Raw genomic sequence first — 15,931 nt, 5'->3', positions numbered from 1 at the left:
AAATTCGAGTTCGTGCAAAATTTCACACAAACCCACATTTGTGTTTTTGTTCATTTGCGGGTTATTCCCGCCTCGTCTTCTAGTTCCTTCGTTCGCGCCTCGATATAGGCTTGCAGCTCACCGACCATCTTCCGGTCGGTCGCACTACAAGCGGTCTTGAACCGCGTGTGCAGGCTTGCCGGTAGATCGAGGCTCAGGCGCTTTGTCGGTTCATCCGTTGCCGCAGCTTTCGCCACCGGCTTCGATGCCCGTGTCGTGTCATGCCCTGCCCCGCCTCGCTCGAATGCGAGGATTTGGTCATCCGTGGGCTGCTTTGGCTTCGGAGCCGCTGAAAACGTCTTCTTCGACATACCGCTCAATCTCTTTCGTTAGGTGTTCAATCTCACGGGCGGCGTTGCTATCGTCGGCCCATTCGAAAATCGTTTGCCCCATGGTCATGCCTTCCGCGAAGGCGACCCGCTGCTCGATTTCGCTTTCCAAAATCGGCAAGCCAGCCTCTGCGGCCATGTTGCGGATATCCCGGCCAATCACGGTTTTCCCTATTTTGCGGGAAACCACAAACCCACATTTGAGGGTCGGCTTGAATTCTTGCGCCTCCTTCACTTGGCGCACGGTCAAGTCGGATGCCCAGGTCGAAAGCCCCGAGGGCTCAATCGGGAGCGCCACGAAGTCCGAGGCCACAATACAGGACCGGGCTATCTCTTCGGCATGAGGTGGCCCGTCGATGATTGTGTGGTCGTAATCTTGCGCCAGCTTGAGCGCGTCCCGTGCCATGTTCGCGCGCGCCATGCTCACGACCTGGAAGGGCGCATCTTCGCGCAAGCTCGCCCAAGTGGTGGCCGAGCCTTGCTTATCCGCATCTATCAGCAGCACCCGATGCCCTTGGCGTGCCAGGCAGCCCGCCACGTTCACCGAGAGGGTGGTTTTGCCGACGCCGCCTTTTTGGTTCAGGAAAGATATTATCATGAATCAACCTCACCACATTCGTGGGAATGCGTAAAGGCACAAACCCACATTTGTGCGCTTTTAGTGTTTGTACGCGCCACGTTTTTTGCAGAACGCCAAGAAATGCTTGTCCGCGTCCTTCACGTCGATGGCCTTGTCGTGGACCCACGACCGCCACTCGCTTTCGAGCACATAGACATCCCAGCCAGGCGCAAGACGCCGTGCCTCATCGTGCGTGTCGAGCTTTTTGAACCGCAATGCCTGGAAAGGCAGGGCGACGACCGCCTCAGCCGCCTTGGGACGGAAGACGACATTGTCCCCCTCGATGCCCATCACGTAATCGGGCATGTGGTCGTGCCCCGCATCGTCCTCGATAATCTTGCCGAGCAGGCGGCGGAATTCTTTCGTGGTCGAACTCGACCCACACTTGTCGCGCAAGAGCTCGATGCCGCATTTCCATTTTGGCTGTGAGCCGCAATGCTTTCGCGCCAGCTCGTAGAGCCGCCGTTCGAGAGGCTTACGCAGGAAGAAATATTCCTTGTTCAGCGTCAGAACATGGTTGTTTTCTATGGCGTCGAAAACCCAATCGGACAGGGTAATCTCTACATCCTGCATCCGCCCGTCGCGCGTTTCACGCACGATTTCCGCAGACTCGATGAGGCCGAAGACTCTGAAATACTCCTTGCCGCCCTGGCGGATGTTCGTCTCTATCTGCGTGCCTTGCAGACGCCGGAGCGCGTCCTTGAGCAGCTTGTAGCCTTGACCAGACGCCTGCCGGTTCGTTGCCACGAGTAGGTCATGCGCCTTGAACCGCAGCGTCCGGCTAACCGTTCGCCCCTCATTGAGCGCGGCCATACACTGGCTGATGCAGTAAATCAGTACATCGCGGTCATGCACCGTGGCCAGCCCGTACCGTGACGGCGACACTTCAATGAAGTTCTCGCCATTCTGATACCGCCGGGGCTTCATGTCCGGCTTTGTCGAGAGGGTGAAAACCGGGTGTTCCATCGAGGCCATGTCGCCCTTGGGGACGGCATCCACGATGTCACACACGAACAGGTCTTTTTGCGGATGACGGTCAGGCAGCAGAGGGGAGCGTGAATTCGTCATTTCACACACCGGCCAGCAAATTCAGGATTCGTCATTTCACACACCATAGGTTACTATCGTCATTTCACACACCACACGTCAAGACTCGTCATTTCACACACCGAGATGCCTGTAGATAACTTCGGCGCGGATTCGTCATTTCACACACCAGGATTCGTCATTCTACACACCGAGATTCGTCATTTCACACACCGATCCATCTGAATATGGTATTAATACCAGTCACTTACACATCAAAACTCACCGTGTAACTCTATTATAACTCTATTTAACTCTCCTTGGGCTACTATTCGCGCGCCACAAACCCACATTACCACAATGAGATATTTCACTACCCCATAGCTTCCAAAACTCAAACCATCAGCATGTCACCGTTGGTAGAACACGCAGGCATCGACGCCCGTGGTTATCGTGGTCCAGGAAGCCCCAAGGGCAGCACACATGGAAGCGTTGCTGGCTAAGAAGCGAGGAAGCGTCACCGTCAGGACAAGAGCCAGAACGACAGCACCCAGACCGAGCCATGGAAGGCGGGTTTTGAAGCGATCCAGCTTCTGTTCCCGTGCCCAAAACTGGCGCATGATGTCCGACCTGGCATCCTCAGCTTTCCTGAGAACCTCTTGGGTGTGGTTGGACGCCCGCAGCAGATCACCGGCCATCTGGCCAACCCGGGTGAGGGTATCGCCGATCCTGCCATCGATGGTCGCGCCAACAATCTCGCCGTAGTGTTCCGGGTCGGTTTGCTTCTGAGCCGCGAAGGCGGGCAGAGCGGGCTTCCGTCGCCGTCTTGTTCACCCGGTCGAGCACCCGTGTCTGATCATCCACCCGATCCGAGATGTTGGCGACAGCCGTGGCGAGAAGATCGAGCGTTTCGCGCAAATCATCGTCCGAGAGCGGGGCAGGGGAGGCGGGCATGTCAGACATGGCGGGTTGCTTTCAGGTTATCGGGCTTCAGGCGTGAACAGCCCGGCAAATTCGGGATCGGCGTAGTAACGCAGCTTTTGTGCAATAGCGGTGGCTTGCCCCTGGACGCGCAGGAGCTGACGATCCGGGGGAAGCTGCATGATTTCATCAGGGGTCAGCAGGTCGCGGCCCGTGAGGTTGTTCGAGAAGCTGGGGCCATCGCCGGGCTTGAAGCTGTCAGTCTGGAACCCGGCGGTTTCCTGGCCGATCATCTGACTCAGCCACTTGGCTGTCTCGAAGTCATTAACACCGAAGACCTGTTGCACCCCGGCATTGGCGATGAAGGTACCGGCGCGGTCGCCATAAAGGTCTTTGAGCTGGCTCATGTCCTGCAGGATCGGCCAGAGCTGAAGCCCGTAGCCTGCCATCAGCCCCATGGCGCGTTCTACGGCTTCCAGACGGCCCAGAGCGGCGAATTCATCGAGGAGGAAGAGGGTAGGGCTGTTGAGCCGCTGAGAGGCGTTCTGAGCGTCTGTGGTGGCCGTCAGGGCCTCAGCGTCCCGTGCAATGTCCTGGAGGGCCTGAGAGACCAGAAGGCGCAGCCAGCGGCTGTAGGCGTCCATTCTGTTGGGTGGCAGCACCAGGAAGACGGAGGTGATCCGGTGGCGCAGATCGGAGAAGGCGAAATCCGAGCGCGCCAGGCACTTCGCGATCCGGGGCGAGTCGAGGAAGTGCGTATGGCGTTGCGCGTTCGACAGGACCGAGGCGGCTTCCCGGTCCGCCTTGCCAAGGAAGCGGTTGGCGGCACGGGCGATCAACCCGCCTGCCTCCTCGCTATCCTGCATCAGTTCCAGCAGCGCCCGGAGTTTTTCCGGGGGCAGGGTGAGATACTCCCGGACGGTGGCGAGCGACCGGCGGTCGCGGTCCTCGTGGCAGACACAGAACATGATCAGCCCGCCGAGGATGGCCTTGGCCTCCTCGTTCCAGTGCGCTTCCGTCACCTGACCCGGCGGGTCCATCACCAGCGCCTCTGTCAGGGAGGCAGCATCCTCGCCCAGATCGAGGCTGTCAGGCGTCAGCCGGTCGAGCGGGTTATAGGCGGCAGAAGGATGACCGCTGACCTCAAACGGATCGAGGACATGAACTGTCCCGAAGCGCCGCCGGGCCTCGCCAGCGATCCGGGCGTTCTCGCCCTTGGGGTCAATGACCAGGACCGAGCGTTCCGCCGCCAGCAGGTTCGGGATCACAGTGCCAACGCCTTTCCCGGCGCGGGTCGGGGCGAGGGTGATCAGATGTGCCGGGCCGTCATAGTGCAGCAGCCGTCCCGTGTGCGGATTGCGCCCGATCAGAAGACCGGCATCTTCGTGCCCTTTGCTCCGCTCTAGCTTCATCAGTTCCTTGCGGTTCGCAAACCGGGCTGAACCGTGGCTGTCGCCGGTCAGCCCGAAATACGCATCGGCCCCGGAGGCCATGCGCCAGTACTGGAACCCGAAGACAGCACCCACGAACATGAATGGACCGAAGACCAGCCATTGCCAGGCGCTTTCGCCGGGCGTCTGGTCGAAGAAGGCGAAGATGAACGGCGTGGCCAAAAGCGTTCCGAGCATCGCTCCGAAGGCCATCGCTCCGATCAACCATCCGAGCATGATGGGCGTGAAGATCAACCGACCGAAGAAGCGGAACAGACCCCCGAAGACGAGCATCACGCTCCGCATCAGGACGCGCCGTCATCGGTAGGAGTAGGGGAGGGGGCATCCCACTCCGCAAAGGCCTTGCGGTCCTGTTCACGGGAGAGGTTATGGATCAGCCGGTCGAGCATGGCGGCGGCATTGGAATCCCGTTCCGCCAGGTCCATGAGCGCCCCGCCCAGGATCACCTTGCGCCGTGTATCCAGCTTGCGCTGTCTGGTGGCTTCCCGGTTCTTCAAAGCCTGAAGGCGGGCCTTGGCCTGCGCGTAGCGTTTCTCGGCGCGTTCAAGCTCAGTCTCGGCCAATTCGGGAATCCACTTCAAAGAGGGCAGGTGTAAAGGTTAGGCTTGCCACAACCAGCGATAGCGCTTACCCGTAGGCCTGTAAAGGACAAGGGCGCACTTATGCAAACTCTCCACCTGCGGTTTCGAGATTTGCGTGCGATCTCCTTGAGGCAGGGCCTCAGCCGATGGCGAACTCCGTCCGACGCGATGCGCGCCGGAATGAAAGGCCGTCCCGGCCTCTCAAACTCTCCGGGGCCAACTTTGGCAGTTGGATCGCGTCCCGCAAGGTCGCGCCAGCGTCTCGACCGATGCCCCACAGTGGGGGCCGGTCTGCCGCTGGCGCCTCCCTTACGGGGGGTTCGTGTCGTTGGACCTGACGGTGCCGACACGAACCGGGTTTGCCCCCGGCAAACCGCCAATGATCTGTTCCCATATCCCGCCCCCCATGAGGCTGGGGATCTGGGGACAGATCACTGGCAAGCCCGCGCGTCGGAGAGCCGTTGGCTCGCCTCAAGCGGGCTGTCTTTTCTCCTCAGACCGCGCCGGTTCCAGGCGCACTTTTGCGGAGAAAAGGCGGCTGATCGGATTGCCAATGTCAGGGCACCGGCACGGATCAGCTCCGGCGCGTGGGCGCGTTTGCATCACAGGCGGGGGGAGGGCGTATGGCCAGCTACCACCTCTCCGTGAAGACGATAAAACGCAGCGCCGGGCGCTCTGCCACGGCGGCAGCCGCCTACCGTGTCGGAGAGCGTATCGAGTGCCAGCGTGAAGGCCGCGTCCACGATTACACCCGCAAGCAGGGCATCGAGGAGACCTTCATCCTGACCCCGAAGGACGCGCCGGACTGGGCCTCGGACCGGTCCCGCCTCTGGAACGAAGCCGAGGCCAGCGAAACCCGCCGCAACTCCGTCACCGCCCGCGAGTGGGAACTGGCCTTGCCGTCCGAGATCAGCGCCGAGACCCGCTCGCAGATCACCCGCGACTTCGCCCAGGAACTGGTCAACCGCTACGGCGTGGCCGTCGATGTTGCGATCCACGCGCCGCACCGGGAAGGCGATCAGCGCAACCATCACGCCCATGTCCTGACCTCCACCCGCAAGCTGGAAGCGGATGGCTTCACAGCCAAGACGCGCGTTCTCGATTCCGCCAAGACCGGTGGTGTCGAGATCGAGCAGATGCGCGGCCTCTGGGCTGAGTTGCAGAACCGCGCGCTGGAGCGGGCAGGGGAGGTGGAGCGCGTCGATCATCGGTCGCTCGAAGCGCAGCGGGAAGCCGCGCTTGAGCGGGGCGATGAACTCTCCGCCGAGGAGCTGGACCGCGATCCGGAGCTGAAGCTGGGACCGGCAGCGAACTCCATGGAGCGTCGGGCGAAAGCGATAGCCGAGCGTCAGGGCCGGGAATACGTCCCCGTCACCGAGCGCGGGGCCGTGGTTCATGCTGCCCGGCAGGCCCGCGCCGCGTTCCGTGAAATGCGCGCGCGGCTAGAACTGGCGCGCGAGACCTACGGCATCGAGCGTGAGGCCGGGCAGGGACGTGTCTCTGCTGGTCTGGCTGCACTCAGGGCCGCAACCGCGAAAGATCGCAACCGCACCCCGGATGACTTCCGGGAGCGTCTGGCGCGTGTCGTGGACAGGTCACGGGACCAGGACGACACGCCCAAGCCTGAAGGCAGCAATTATGCGCGGGAGCGACTCAAGGAGATCATGGAGAAAGACGCCGGGCGCGATGGCCAGTCGGCGGTTCACAAGCTTGATGGTCACAGCGAGTATGACATGGGCGAGGGCACAGGGTGCGAGGCGCGCAAGCCATCCGTCAACGAGCGTCTGAAGGACGTGCTGAACAAGCCGCGCGAAAAGCTGGAGATCGAGGACGAGCGCGATCAGGAGAAGGAGCAGGAGGTTGAGAAGGATCGTGACATCGACCGTGATCCAGGTCTCAGTCACTGACGAGGCGATGAGAGGTCGTTTCCCCGTTCTTCATAGGAATGCTCGCCTGTGCGAACCCTATGCCGACGAGGAACGAAATAACTCCAGTTGCAGTCTTGAACTCGCGCACTCTTATCGCATTCTGCGTCACGCGCGTCCTGGCAGTGACAAGAATTTTCTCCTGCCCATCGTTTCCGACCGTCCGCATGATCCATAGACCGTACCAGCTTGGTCCTTTGCGTTCAGGATCGGCTTTACACAGCACTTCGACCGTATGTCCCTCCTCGGCAAGCGCCCGAAGGCCTTGTTCGGTGGTCACGTTGAGTTCGAGTTCAGTCGTTTGGTTCATCGCATAAACTGAGAAAGGAGAGACTGTCTCAGTGTGGCGGAATTCAACAATGCGTTCAATAGTATATTATTGGAGAGGCGTGTGTTTTCAGATCAGTTGGCTTCGGGCATGTTTGCCCATGATAGCCGGAGACTGTTGCCCGCTCTTTTTGGCAAGTTGGCCCGCTTTACGAGGCGTCCCGAAACTTCAAAGTCATCGTCAATTCTCACGACGAGCAATTTACTGAAATGCCTATCGAGACGCACATTGGTCTTTTCTTTGCTGTTGATCGGCGAGATTGTTTTGATTTCAACGAAGTCGTTTCCCAATCTACCATCGGAGCCTTGGGCATGGTTCTTGTGAAGTTTGATTCCGTACATGATCGCACCGAAAAGCTCACCAATGTCGCCGTAGACGTTGAGGTGCTGTCCAGTATCGCAGAAATATGCCTCTGCTAGCGTCAGCAGGTCCTGAAAGTACGGAACCAAAGTTGGATCAGCGTTCGGGTACTTAAGGCGTAGTTCAGCCTCGCGCTCAAGCTCAGCGAGGCGGCTGTATTTGGTTTCTTCTGGGTCGATAATGCTATCCCAACCAAGCCATTCGCCGTCAATCCAAAATGCGTTGTCTGGCCCTAGTACGTCGGCTGTCATTTGAAACTCCTATCCCAGAACAATACCCTAAGACTTTGAAAAGATTATGGCTGCCCTTCACTTCGGTTCACGCCTGTAAAGCTGATAGAGTTCAGTGATCCCGGCTAGGTGCCGGTCTCGCTTTGAGTGGTAGCCAGGGCAGGGGATCGACGGACTAGCGTCCGCTCACCCCAACCCTGACAGCTTCCATATCCTGTTGATCCGCCTGCCATCCCGGCAGGTCCGAGAAAACCGGCAAGCGCCGCCGTTGGCGTCGGTTCTGGTCGAGAATTCCGGTTCCTCCCACGCGCAGACGCGCGGTTCCCTCCCAAATTCACGCCCTCCACCCGGTTGTCACGGCCCCGCCAGGCCGCAGGACGGGCTTTGCCCTTACCTGCTCTGTCCTTCGGAATGCATGGGCATTCCAAAGATCAGAACAGGAAGGCCCGCCCATCGGCGGAAAGGGGAAGAGACCCGGCCCGCGTCACGCGAAGGAGGGTCACAAATGACCGCAGAGAAGTTTGACGTTTATTCCCATGTCACCAATCAGATCATCGCGCAGATCGAGGCGGGGACGCCGCCCTGGCGTAAGCCGTGGACCGGCGGCGGGGCGTCGGTCAGCTTGCCGGAAAGGTTCAATGGCGAGTCTTATCGGGGCATCAACATCCTGATGCTTTGGGCGACAGCGATGGCCAAGGATTACAGCTCAGCCCGCTGGATGACGTTCAATCAGGCCAAGCAGCTTGGGGGCCATGTCCGCAAGGGCGAGAAATCTGCAACCGTGGTGAAATACGGCACCGTTGAGCGCGAGGACGAGAACGGCGAGGAGCGCCAGATTCCCTATGCCAAGGCCTACCGCGTGTTCAATGCCGACCAGATCGAGGGCTTGCCCGCTGAATTCTACATCCTGCCCGACCCGCCCCGTGATCTTGGCACCGTAGCCGACCCCGCGTTGGAGGCCTTCTTTGCCGCGACCGGCGCGCAGATCGACGTGACCGAGGAGCCGCGCGCCTATTACAACATCAAGACCGACCGGATTCACATGCCGCCGATTGGCACGTTCCACCGGGCCGCAGGCTACTACGGCACCTTGGCCCATGAGCTGACCCACTGGACAGGGGCGACGAAGCGGCTGGACCGTTTGGGCCGGTTCAATGACCGCAAGGCTTATGCGTTCGAGGAACTGGTCGCGGAGATTGGCAACTGCATGCTTTGCGCGCAGATCGGGGTGGAGCCTGAATTCGATCAGAGCGCCGCCTACGTCGAAGGATGGCTGGAAGCGATGAAGGAAGACAGCCGCGCGATTTTCCGCGCCGCGTCCGAGGCGCAGAAGGCCGTGGATTACATCATGGACCGCACCGCGCAGGCCGACCGGATGGCCGCTGAGTAGCAGCCCGTATCACCGCAATGATCGAGGCCCCGTCAACAGGCGGGGCCTTTTGCGTTGTGGCGTGATCGAGGTGGTGGCGGTTTCAGGGTGACCTGTCGGCGGGCAGCCTGAAGGCCACCCGTCGACAGGCCTGGCGCTTCGCGCGGACGGGCGTTGATGCCCGGAGCCCGAAACTGTCGCACGCACCAGAAGTGTTCGTTTGAGGTGGTTAAAGGTAACTATCAGGGGTGGATGTCTGACGCCGGTCAGTGAAATGAAATTATACGCTGACCCCGAATAGCCAACCCACCCCGGCGGTGACGGCCATTGCAAACACGCCCCATCCAACAACGCGCAGAACGGCGGGCAGCACAGGTGCCGCGCCCGCTTTAGCGCCAAGCGCTCCAAGTGCCACTAGGGCCAGAACCGTCACGAAAAGCACGGTCGGTATGATCGCCGATGCCGGGGCCAGCCATGCGGCGGCGACGGGAACAGCAGCCGCAACCGAAAATGTCAGACCAGAGGCCAATGCCGCCTGAAGGGGGTTTGCTGCATGTATGTCAGAGAGCCCAAGTTCGTCGCGGACATGGGCGGCGAGCGCGTCTTTCTCCGTCAGTTCGCGTGCGACAACCTCTGCTGTTTCGTCGCTCAATCCGCGTTCCAGATAAATTGCTTTGAGTTCCTCGAATTCAGCCTCTGGCGTTTCCCGCAGCGCCGCCCTCTCGCGTTCGATATCAGCCCGCTCCGTATCGGATTGGGACGACACGGAGACATATTCCCCAGCGGCCATCGACATCGCCCCGGCAGCCAATCCTGCTGCACCGGCAATCAGTACAGCGCGGGGGCTTGGATCAGCCGCGGCAACGCCGACGACAAGAGAGGACACTGAGACAATCCCGTCGTTCGCCCCAAGGACAGCGGCGCGCAGCCAGTTGCTTCGCGTGATGTAGTGGGGGTCGTCCGAATGGGCGCTGATGTCTGTCATGTTGTTTCTCCGGATGCGTCTGGTGACGCGGCATTGGTGGTCTTGGCGTTGAGCGCTGCCTCCGCAGAGCCAAGGTGTTGATTGTCAGCCAGAAACTCTTCAATGAGCAGGCTGATGAACTGCGCGCGCCCGTCCGTCCCGGACTTAGAGTAGATGCTTGTGGCCTGCGCCCTGACCGTGCCCGCTGCGGTTTTGCGCACCTGTGCGATGCTGTCATTGTCCAGACCCTTCAGGATCATGATGGCGACATCGCGTTCCGCCGATGTCAGCCCCCACTCGTCAAAGAACGTTTCAATGATGTCCGCCAGATGGCCCTGAGCAATATCAAGGCCGATTTGCATGTCGGACACGCGCGAGAGCAAGCCACGCAACTCGATCATCAGGAAAATGACACCGCCAACAAGTGCTATGGCGGCAACGGACTCAAGCAGCAGGTGGGGATTATCGAGATGCCCGTCCTCGCGAAAATCCTCAATCACGTCTCCGATGAAGAACAGCGCGCAGATGGCCTGTAAGAGGATAAGGCCCGCAAGAACCGTTGCGCGCTTTTCCTTTGTCTTAGCAGGCCAAATCCGGAGCTTCATTCAACCTCTCGTCCGTAGGGAATTGTTTTTCTTCCGTTTATCATGGCGCGCACCAGATTGACACCAGATCGCCATGTATCGAACGCTACCCCGGCAACATGTAGCGCAACGGAAAACAACAACCAGCCGAAGATGACCTCGTGGGCTTCCTCGACCCAATCGACGCCAAAGAACGTAATCGTCGTCATCATGTAGCCGGTGATGCCGATGGCGATCACGCTGGCCCAGATATTATAGACCATCAGCGCTCCGAGCGGGTTGTGCGACAGGTGGATGGTCTTGTCTCCAGAGAGCATGGCGCGCAGGTGGTTAACGGCGCGGGCAGGACTGGGCGGGAACGCCGAGAAACGTGCGTGTTTGGGCCCGATCAGAGCCCAGACAAGACGCAAGCCGACCAGGCCCAGAGCGATGTAGCCGATCCATTCGTGCGTCTTGCTTTCTTCCTCGATAAACGTCCCATTGAGGAGGATTGTCAGAGCGAGTGACCAGTGGATCAGCCGCACCAGTGGATCCCAGACCGCAACCTCACGGGCGCTTACGCGCCCGCTGGTTTGCTGTGCGACGGCGGCCATCGCGTCAGCCCTTGAGTTCGAGCTTGGTGACCGCGCCGGTCTGCGGGTTCACATAGACTTCACCCATCTGGCCGTCGCGCACGAAATAGACCTCAATCTTGCCGTCTTCCATTTCCGCCTTGCGGACCTCATAGCCCATGGCGGTCAGCGAGGCTTGGACCTCTTCCATCGTTGTGCCGAGGATGCTGTCCATCGTGACATCTTCCGCAAGCGCGGGGGTGGCGAGCGCCATCATGGCGATCAGAGCGAGTTTACGCATGTGTCTGTTCCTTCCGGTTGGGCACCGAATTCGTGGTGCAAGAGGGCGGCAGCCCACTGCTGTCGCTGGTCGGCATTTGAGGCTCACGCGAAGAAAGCGCCATTGTCGCAAGGCTTATGAACCCTCAGTTAAGCGCGTGCTTAGAGCGGGTTTGTGCCGAGGATGCTGCTGGCCTCTTGGTCGAGTGTCCCGAGGAACCGGCACGTCAAAAACGGTCGTTTTTGGCCATCTGCCCTGCCCCTCGGCAAATCAAGCTGTTGATAAGGACAAAAACCCCAGCCAAAACCTTTGGGGTTTTGGGACGTTTATGGCACCATCATCGACATGATTATCGGATATGCCCGCGTCAGCACAGACGACCAGAAGCTCGAAGCTCAAACCGACGCCTTGACGGAGGCCGGAGCCGAGCGCGTGTTCGCGGATAAGAGTACCGGTTCGGCCAGGTCGCGGCCCCAGCTCGACCAGATGCTCGATCATCTACGCGAAGGCGACGTGGTGGTGGTCACGAAGTACGACCGGCTTGCGCGGTCGCTGCGAGACCTTCTCGACATCGTGGAAGTCATCGCGGAACGCGGCGCAGGGTTCCGGTCCTTGGCCGAGGACATCGACACGACGACCCCGGCAGGTCGCCTCGTGTTCCACGTGTTCGCATCCATCGCCCAGTTCGAACGCGAGCGGATATCGGAGCGCACCAGGGAAGGCCTAGAGGCCGCTCGCAAGCGTGGCCGGGTCGGAGGCCGTCCCCCTGCCCTATCGGCAGCGCAGCGCGACGAGGTGCGCCGGATGCGGGACGTTGAACACCGGCCCCTGGCCGAGATTGCCCGCTTGTTCAAGGTCAGCACAAAAACAGTCAGGCGGGCTTGATTACTTCAAAGCAGTGTTCACCGAGCTGATAAGTTGTTTCCATTGTTCCCGCTCTCGGTTGCTCAGGTCTGATGCCACATGGTCGCGTGACCATTTCACAAACGCCTTCGCGAGGCGGTACTTCGAAAAGTCTTTGATTTCACTTTCAAAAATGCTGACGATTGGTCTTTGTTTTTGCGCCTCTGCGGTGGCGGCAATGTCCCAACCGAGCTCTGTTTTTGCAACACTTGCCAGAGTGTCCCGCAACAGGTCTTCGACTTCCGCTGCCTTGATATCGTCAGTTAGAAAATCTTTCGTTCTTAGGATAGCCTTGTTTCCAAGGGTATGAACAAGTGTGTCTTGTTCAGCGGCTTGATTTCCTGCGTTGTCAGAATCCAGGAGAGCGGCAACCTTAAGGCCTTGTGCATGAAGAATCGTGGCAAAATAAACCACTTTCCCCGCAGTATTAGCAGGGACCATCGCAATTTTTTGATTTAAGTTGGCATCGTTCGCTTCTCGCAAAAGTTCTGACACCGCCTCGACATACCAGTAGTCTGTCAAGCCTTCTAAGATGAGGTTCTGTTTTTGAGTAAATAGGCTTTGGGCTAGATCGTACCCAAGTGCTTCTTGAAGTGGGAGGAGCGCAGCCGGATCGTTGGCGGTTACTGAAGTATGGACTTTCGTTCCTTCGTTGCGGTCTGTCATCTCCACGACTCGAACCAAGTCAAGTTCATCAGGCCCAACCAGAAACGGAGAGTGCGTGGTGAAAAGAGTTTGGTTCTTTTCTGCAAGCTTAGAAACCGTCTCCCGGAAGTCTCTTTGCTTGAGGCCATGAAGATGCAATCCTGGCTCATCAAGCAATAAAATTGCATTGTCATGCTTGTCTTGCGCTTCGGCAAAGAAAACCACGAAAAAAGATACAAGCCATTGAAATCCCTCAGAGCGCTGATCGAGTTCTACTTCGACACCTAACTCATCCTCCACAACGACTTTGAGATACTGTCCATCGGCTTTAATCCGAAGCCTATCGGCCTCCGCCCGATTTGGATTCGGGTTCCAGACTTCCCGAATGCTGTCAGTAAGCATGATGCTGGCAGAGTTTAGGCGATAGTCCCGCTTGTCGAGTTCGTCTCGAAATGTATCGAGTTCGACTATCTGACCATTCGGGCTAACACCTGCTTTTCCAAGCTTGGAGAGCTCATCGGCATTCAATCCAAGGAGCTTTAGCAAGCACATGTTCCCATAGTCGTAGCTGTCGTCTTCCAGTACGCCCGACGCAACTCGTTGCGCCAGCTTGGCAAGATGAATGATGGGCCTGACCCTGAAATAGTTGCTAAAGAGGACAAATTTCGGTGTTCTGGAGTCAAGAATTTTTAGCGCCTGTGACCGGTCCATTGGCTCTTGAACCATCGCTCGAAGCCTTCCAAGGCGCTCATTTTCTTTGGTGTCGTCCTCGTCAACAATTACGATTGCCTCTTGCAGCCACGGTTGAAGTGCGGCTGCTCGTTCTTCGGTGATGAAGTAAAATTGCTGCCATCCAGAAATAATCGCATCCAGTTTTTTTGATGGTAGTGTTGCTCCCTCTTCTGAGGGTGTCTGGCTATCGAGATGTTTCGCAAGCCGGAGAAGGTCATTCTCGATGTCGGAATACTTCTTCTGGGGCGGCAATCCTATTAGTTCGTGGGTCGCCCGGTTCCCAAGGTAGCGGGTTCGGGTATATTGAAGTCCTTCTATTTGAACGGAAGGTGGGAGGTCTGGCAAATCGTCTTCTACCGAAAACCAAACGGTGGCAACCGGTACATTCTTTGGGTCAACTTCCCCTTGATCGATCTTGTTAAGCAGCTTGCGTGGATAATCCCTGAGGCTATCAAAGCCGCTCACCCCTTCAGGTCGGTTGGTTTGTTGTAACGCTTGAAGAATGGCAGACTTTCCCGCCTCGTTCGGGCCGACCATGATTGTCTTTAGGTCTTCAACTTCAAATTCCCCTGTGTCGCGAATGCTTCGATAATTCTGAACTCTTGCCTTAATCAATTTCATACGGGGTCTCACAGGGTGTTGGTTATGGCTGCATAGAGAATCATAGCACTATTTGCGCATGTGCGCATAGAATAACGCAAAATGTTGTATACCTCTGACGCACAAAACCACATTTGTACATTTATGGGTCTCGGTGCGTTTTGCCGGACGGGTAGCCCACGATGATGCCAGTGGCCGGGTCCACTATCTTCTCGATGTCATCTTGAAGGCCTTGCGTCCGTATCATCGCGAAGATTCTGATTTCCGCATCCGGGCAGACCGCTCGCAGCAGTTCCGCACACGCGAAGCTCGTTCGGCCCATCGTCAGCACGTCATCCACAATGGTGATTTTGTCCGGCACGAAGAACGGACGGTCCGCCTCGATGCTATCCAGGTGAACCGGTACAAGCGGCCTCTCAGCCGCCGGCGAATTCGAAGAGCGTGGCACGGCCTTGGTTCGCGTCAGGTAGGTTTGCACATCCTGGCCAAACCCGTGCTCGTGCAAAACATCGCAGATGACCTTGGCAGGCCATAAAGCACCGTCCGGCAGAGGTGCAGAACGCGGTGCAGGCACAAGGGTCACGTCCGGCCCCAGGAACGGCTTTAGATTATCGGCCTTGGCGTCACGCAAGTGAGGGACAGCCGAGGCGATGATATCCACCCTGCCCGCTTTGATGGCACCACAAGTTCCTCTCGATCGTTTCGAAAGGTCGGAAGTGCCACGCGGGGAATAATTGGCGAACGTGCCGTACTCATAGCTCGAAGGCACGCACGCCCCCGGCAGTGTAGTTTGGGATGTCGAGCAAGATATCCGGCAAGTTCTCACGGCGCAGAACCTGCGCCCCATATTCGATGAGCTGCTTTGGCCAGGTCAGGTTCGGGTCGGTCGCGACGTTCTCAAGGAGGTAGAGGTCACGCCCGAGCCGAATGGCTTCCCAGCCCTGGTGGCGTGTCCCGCTCTTCTCGCTTGCCTCGATAACAATGGTCGCATCGCAGATGAGCGCCATGGTCCGGTTGCGGCGCGGAAAGTTCTCGCCCTTGCCCGGATAGCCTTCGGGAAACTGTGAAATCGCAAGGTGGTTGCGCTTAATCTCTTCAAGCAGTCCCGCATTCTTGGCCGGATAGGCTTTGGACAAGGGGGTGCCAAGCACGGCAATGGTGCGCCCGCCCTCTTCAATCGCGGTTCGGTGTGCCACCGTGTCGATGCCATCGGCCAACCCGCTCACCACGATGATGCCTTGCTCGACGAGCGCCCGCGTCACGGCCTTTGCGCGTTTGATGCCGTCCGGCGTTGCCTTGCGGGAGCCAACGATTGCCACGCGGGAGCCTTCAGTCAGCAACGAGGTATCGCCCGCCGTGTACAACACGTCCGGGGCGTTCTTCTCTTCAACTGGGCCAAGTGGCCCAAGGGCTTCTCTCGTTCTTAGCTCTGCGTGCATTTCCGTCCTAGCGATGCCTTTTGCGTCACCGCCCTCCCCTTTGGTTTTACATCAC

Annotated in this window: 19 protein-coding genes; 3 read left to right on the top strand and 16 right to left on the bottom strand. The window is 58.6% G+C overall.

Annotated features, from left to right (window positions below; genetic code table 11):
- Nucleotides 1–50: 50 nt before the first annotated feature.
- From UB90_RS23040 to UB90_RS01510, 7 genes are all read right to left on the bottom strand, one after another.
- Nucleotides 51–350: a hypothetical protein gene (locus UB90_RS23040; RefSeq protein WP_227512151.1), complete on the bottom strand. Its 300-nt coding sequence runs from the start codon at nucleotides 348–350 to the stop codon at nucleotides 51–53.
- On the bottom strand, nucleotides 298–966 hold the full coding sequence (gene parA / locus UB90_RS01530; RefSeq protein ID WP_065326649.1) for a ParA family partition ATPase: 669 nt from the start codon (nucleotides 964–966) through the stop codon (nucleotides 298–300). Before parA ends, UB90_RS23040 begins: the two co-directional genes overlap by 53 nt.
- Nucleotides 967–1,026: 60 nt before the next feature.
- On the bottom strand, nucleotides 1,027–2,055 hold the full coding sequence (locus tag UB90_RS01525) for a replication initiator protein A (RefSeq protein ID WP_065326648.1): 1,029 nt from the start codon (nucleotides 2,053–2,055) through the stop codon (nucleotides 1,027–1,029).
- Nucleotides 2,056–2,423: 368 nt separating this feature from the next.
- Nucleotides 2,424–2,711 (bottom strand): hypothetical protein, encoded by a 288-nt coding sequence (locus tag UB90_RS23035; RefSeq protein WP_227512152.1) that lies wholly within the window; start codon nucleotides 2,709–2,711, stop codon nucleotides 2,424–2,426.
- Nucleotides 2,701–2,976, bottom strand: a complete 276-nt coding sequence (locus UB90_RS23030; RefSeq protein WP_227512153.1) for a hypothetical protein — start codon at nucleotides 2,974–2,976, stop codon at nucleotides 2,701–2,703. The genes UB90_RS23035 and UB90_RS23030 overlap by 11 nt, the downstream gene beginning before the upstream one ends.
- Nucleotides 2,977–2,993: 17 nt before the next feature.
- The gene (locus tag UB90_RS01515) at nucleotides 2,994–4,670 is read right to left on the bottom strand and encodes a type IV secretory system conjugative DNA transfer family protein (RefSeq protein ID WP_065326647.1); all 1,677 of its coding nucleotides are present in this window, start codon (nucleotides 4,668–4,670) and stop codon (nucleotides 2,994–2,996) included.
- Nucleotides 4,670–4,948: a mobilization protein gene (locus UB90_RS01510; protein ID WP_065326646.1), complete on the bottom strand. Its 279-nt coding sequence runs from the start codon at nucleotides 4,946–4,948 to the stop codon at nucleotides 4,670–4,672. The genes UB90_RS01515 and UB90_RS01510 overlap by 1 nt, the downstream gene beginning before the upstream one ends.
- A gap of 662 nt (nucleotides 4,949–5,610) precedes the next feature.
- Here UB90_RS01510 and mobQ point away from each other — a divergent pair.
- A complete protein-coding gene (gene mobQ / locus UB90_RS01505) occupies nucleotides 5,611–6,873 on the top strand; it encodes a MobQ family relaxase (protein ID WP_235859280.1) in 1,263 nt (420 codons plus the stop codon).
- Here mobQ and UB90_RS01500 read toward each other — a convergent pair.
- Together UB90_RS01500 and UB90_RS01495 are read right to left on the bottom strand one after the other, a co-directional pair.
- Nucleotides 6,863–7,201 carry a hypothetical protein gene (locus UB90_RS01500; protein WP_056039580.1) on the bottom strand — a complete coding sequence of 113 codons (339 nt, stop codon included), beginning with the start codon at nucleotides 7,199–7,201 and terminating at the stop codon, nucleotides 6,863–6,865. The two genes, mobQ and UB90_RS01500, sit on opposite strands and share 11 nt — an antisense overlap.
- A 92-nt stretch (nucleotides 7,202–7,293) precedes the next feature.
- On the bottom strand, nucleotides 7,294–7,830 hold the full coding sequence (locus UB90_RS01495) for a hypothetical protein (protein ID WP_065326644.1): 537 nt from the start codon (nucleotides 7,828–7,830) through the stop codon (nucleotides 7,294–7,296).
- Between the two features lie 484 nt (nucleotides 7,831–8,314).
- On the opposite strand from UB90_RS01495, the gene UB90_RS01490 reads away from it, so the two are divergent.
- Nucleotides 8,315–9,199, top strand: a complete 885-nt coding sequence (locus tag UB90_RS01490; RefSeq protein WP_065331868.1) for an ArdC family protein — start codon at nucleotides 8,315–8,317, stop codon at nucleotides 9,197–9,199.
- A gap of 259 nt (nucleotides 9,200–9,458) precedes the next feature.
- On the opposite strand, the gene UB90_RS01485 is transcribed toward UB90_RS01490, so the two are convergent.
- The 4 genes from UB90_RS01485 to UB90_RS01470 are packed head-to-tail and all read right to left on the bottom strand — an operon-like array spanning nucleotide 9,459 to nucleotide 11,578.
- The gene (locus UB90_RS01485) at nucleotides 9,459–10,163 is read right to left on the bottom strand and encodes a VIT1/CCC1 transporter family protein (RefSeq protein WP_065327194.1); all 705 of its coding nucleotides are present in this window, start codon (nucleotides 10,161–10,163) and stop codon (nucleotides 9,459–9,461) included.
- Nucleotides 10,160–10,747, bottom strand: a complete 588-nt coding sequence (locus tag UB90_RS01480; RefSeq protein ID WP_065326656.1) for a helix-turn-helix transcriptional regulator — start codon at nucleotides 10,745–10,747, stop codon at nucleotides 10,160–10,162. The genes UB90_RS01485 and UB90_RS01480 overlap by 4 nt, the downstream gene beginning before the upstream one ends.
- Nucleotides 10,744–11,319, bottom strand: a complete 576-nt coding sequence (locus tag UB90_RS01475; RefSeq protein ID WP_065326655.1) for a cytochrome b/b6 domain-containing protein — start codon at nucleotides 11,317–11,319, stop codon at nucleotides 10,744–10,746. Before UB90_RS01475 ends, UB90_RS01480 begins: the two co-directional genes overlap by 4 nt.
- A 4-nt stretch (nucleotides 11,320–11,323) precedes the next feature.
- Nucleotides 11,324–11,578, bottom strand: a complete 255-nt coding sequence (locus tag UB90_RS01470; RefSeq protein ID WP_065326654.1) for a PepSY domain-containing protein — start codon at nucleotides 11,576–11,578, stop codon at nucleotides 11,324–11,326.
- 324 nt (nucleotides 11,579–11,902) lie between these two features.
- Between UB90_RS01470 and UB90_RS01465 the strand changes: the two genes are divergently transcribed.
- The gene (locus UB90_RS01465) at nucleotides 11,903–12,442 is read left to right on the top strand and encodes a recombinase family protein (protein WP_065326660.1); all 540 of its coding nucleotides are present in this window, start codon (nucleotides 11,903–11,905) and stop codon (nucleotides 12,440–12,442) included.
- On the opposite strand, the gene UB90_RS01460 is transcribed toward UB90_RS01465, so the two are convergent.
- From UB90_RS01460 to UB90_RS01450, 3 genes are all read right to left on the bottom strand, one after another.
- Nucleotides 12,443–14,458 (bottom strand): AAA family ATPase, encoded by a 2,016-nt coding sequence (locus UB90_RS01460; protein WP_065326651.1) that lies wholly within the window; start codon nucleotides 14,456–14,458, stop codon nucleotides 12,443–12,445. It lies immediately after the preceding gene.
- Nucleotides 14,459–14,579: 121 nt separating this feature from the next.
- The gene (locus UB90_RS01455; RefSeq protein WP_227512150.1) at nucleotides 14,580–15,098 is read right to left on the bottom strand and encodes a hypothetical protein; all 519 of its coding nucleotides are present in this window, start codon (nucleotides 15,096–15,098) and stop codon (nucleotides 14,580–14,582) included.
- A 91-nt stretch (nucleotides 15,099–15,189) separates the two neighbouring features.
- The gene (locus UB90_RS01450; protein WP_065326650.1) at nucleotides 15,190–15,876 is read right to left on the bottom strand and encodes a DNA-processing protein DprA; all 687 of its coding nucleotides are present in this window, start codon (nucleotides 15,874–15,876) and stop codon (nucleotides 15,190–15,192) included.
- Between the last annotated feature and the right edge of the window lie 55 nt (nucleotides 15,877–15,931).

The organism is Tritonibacter mobilis (assembly GCF_001681715.1).
Lineage (GTDB): Bacteria > Pseudomonadota > Alphaproteobacteria > Rhodobacterales > Rhodobacteraceae > Epibacterium > Epibacterium mobile.
The sequence above is the reverse complement of the archived record's forward strand: the minus strand, read 5'-3'. Positions and strand labels throughout refer to the sequence as shown.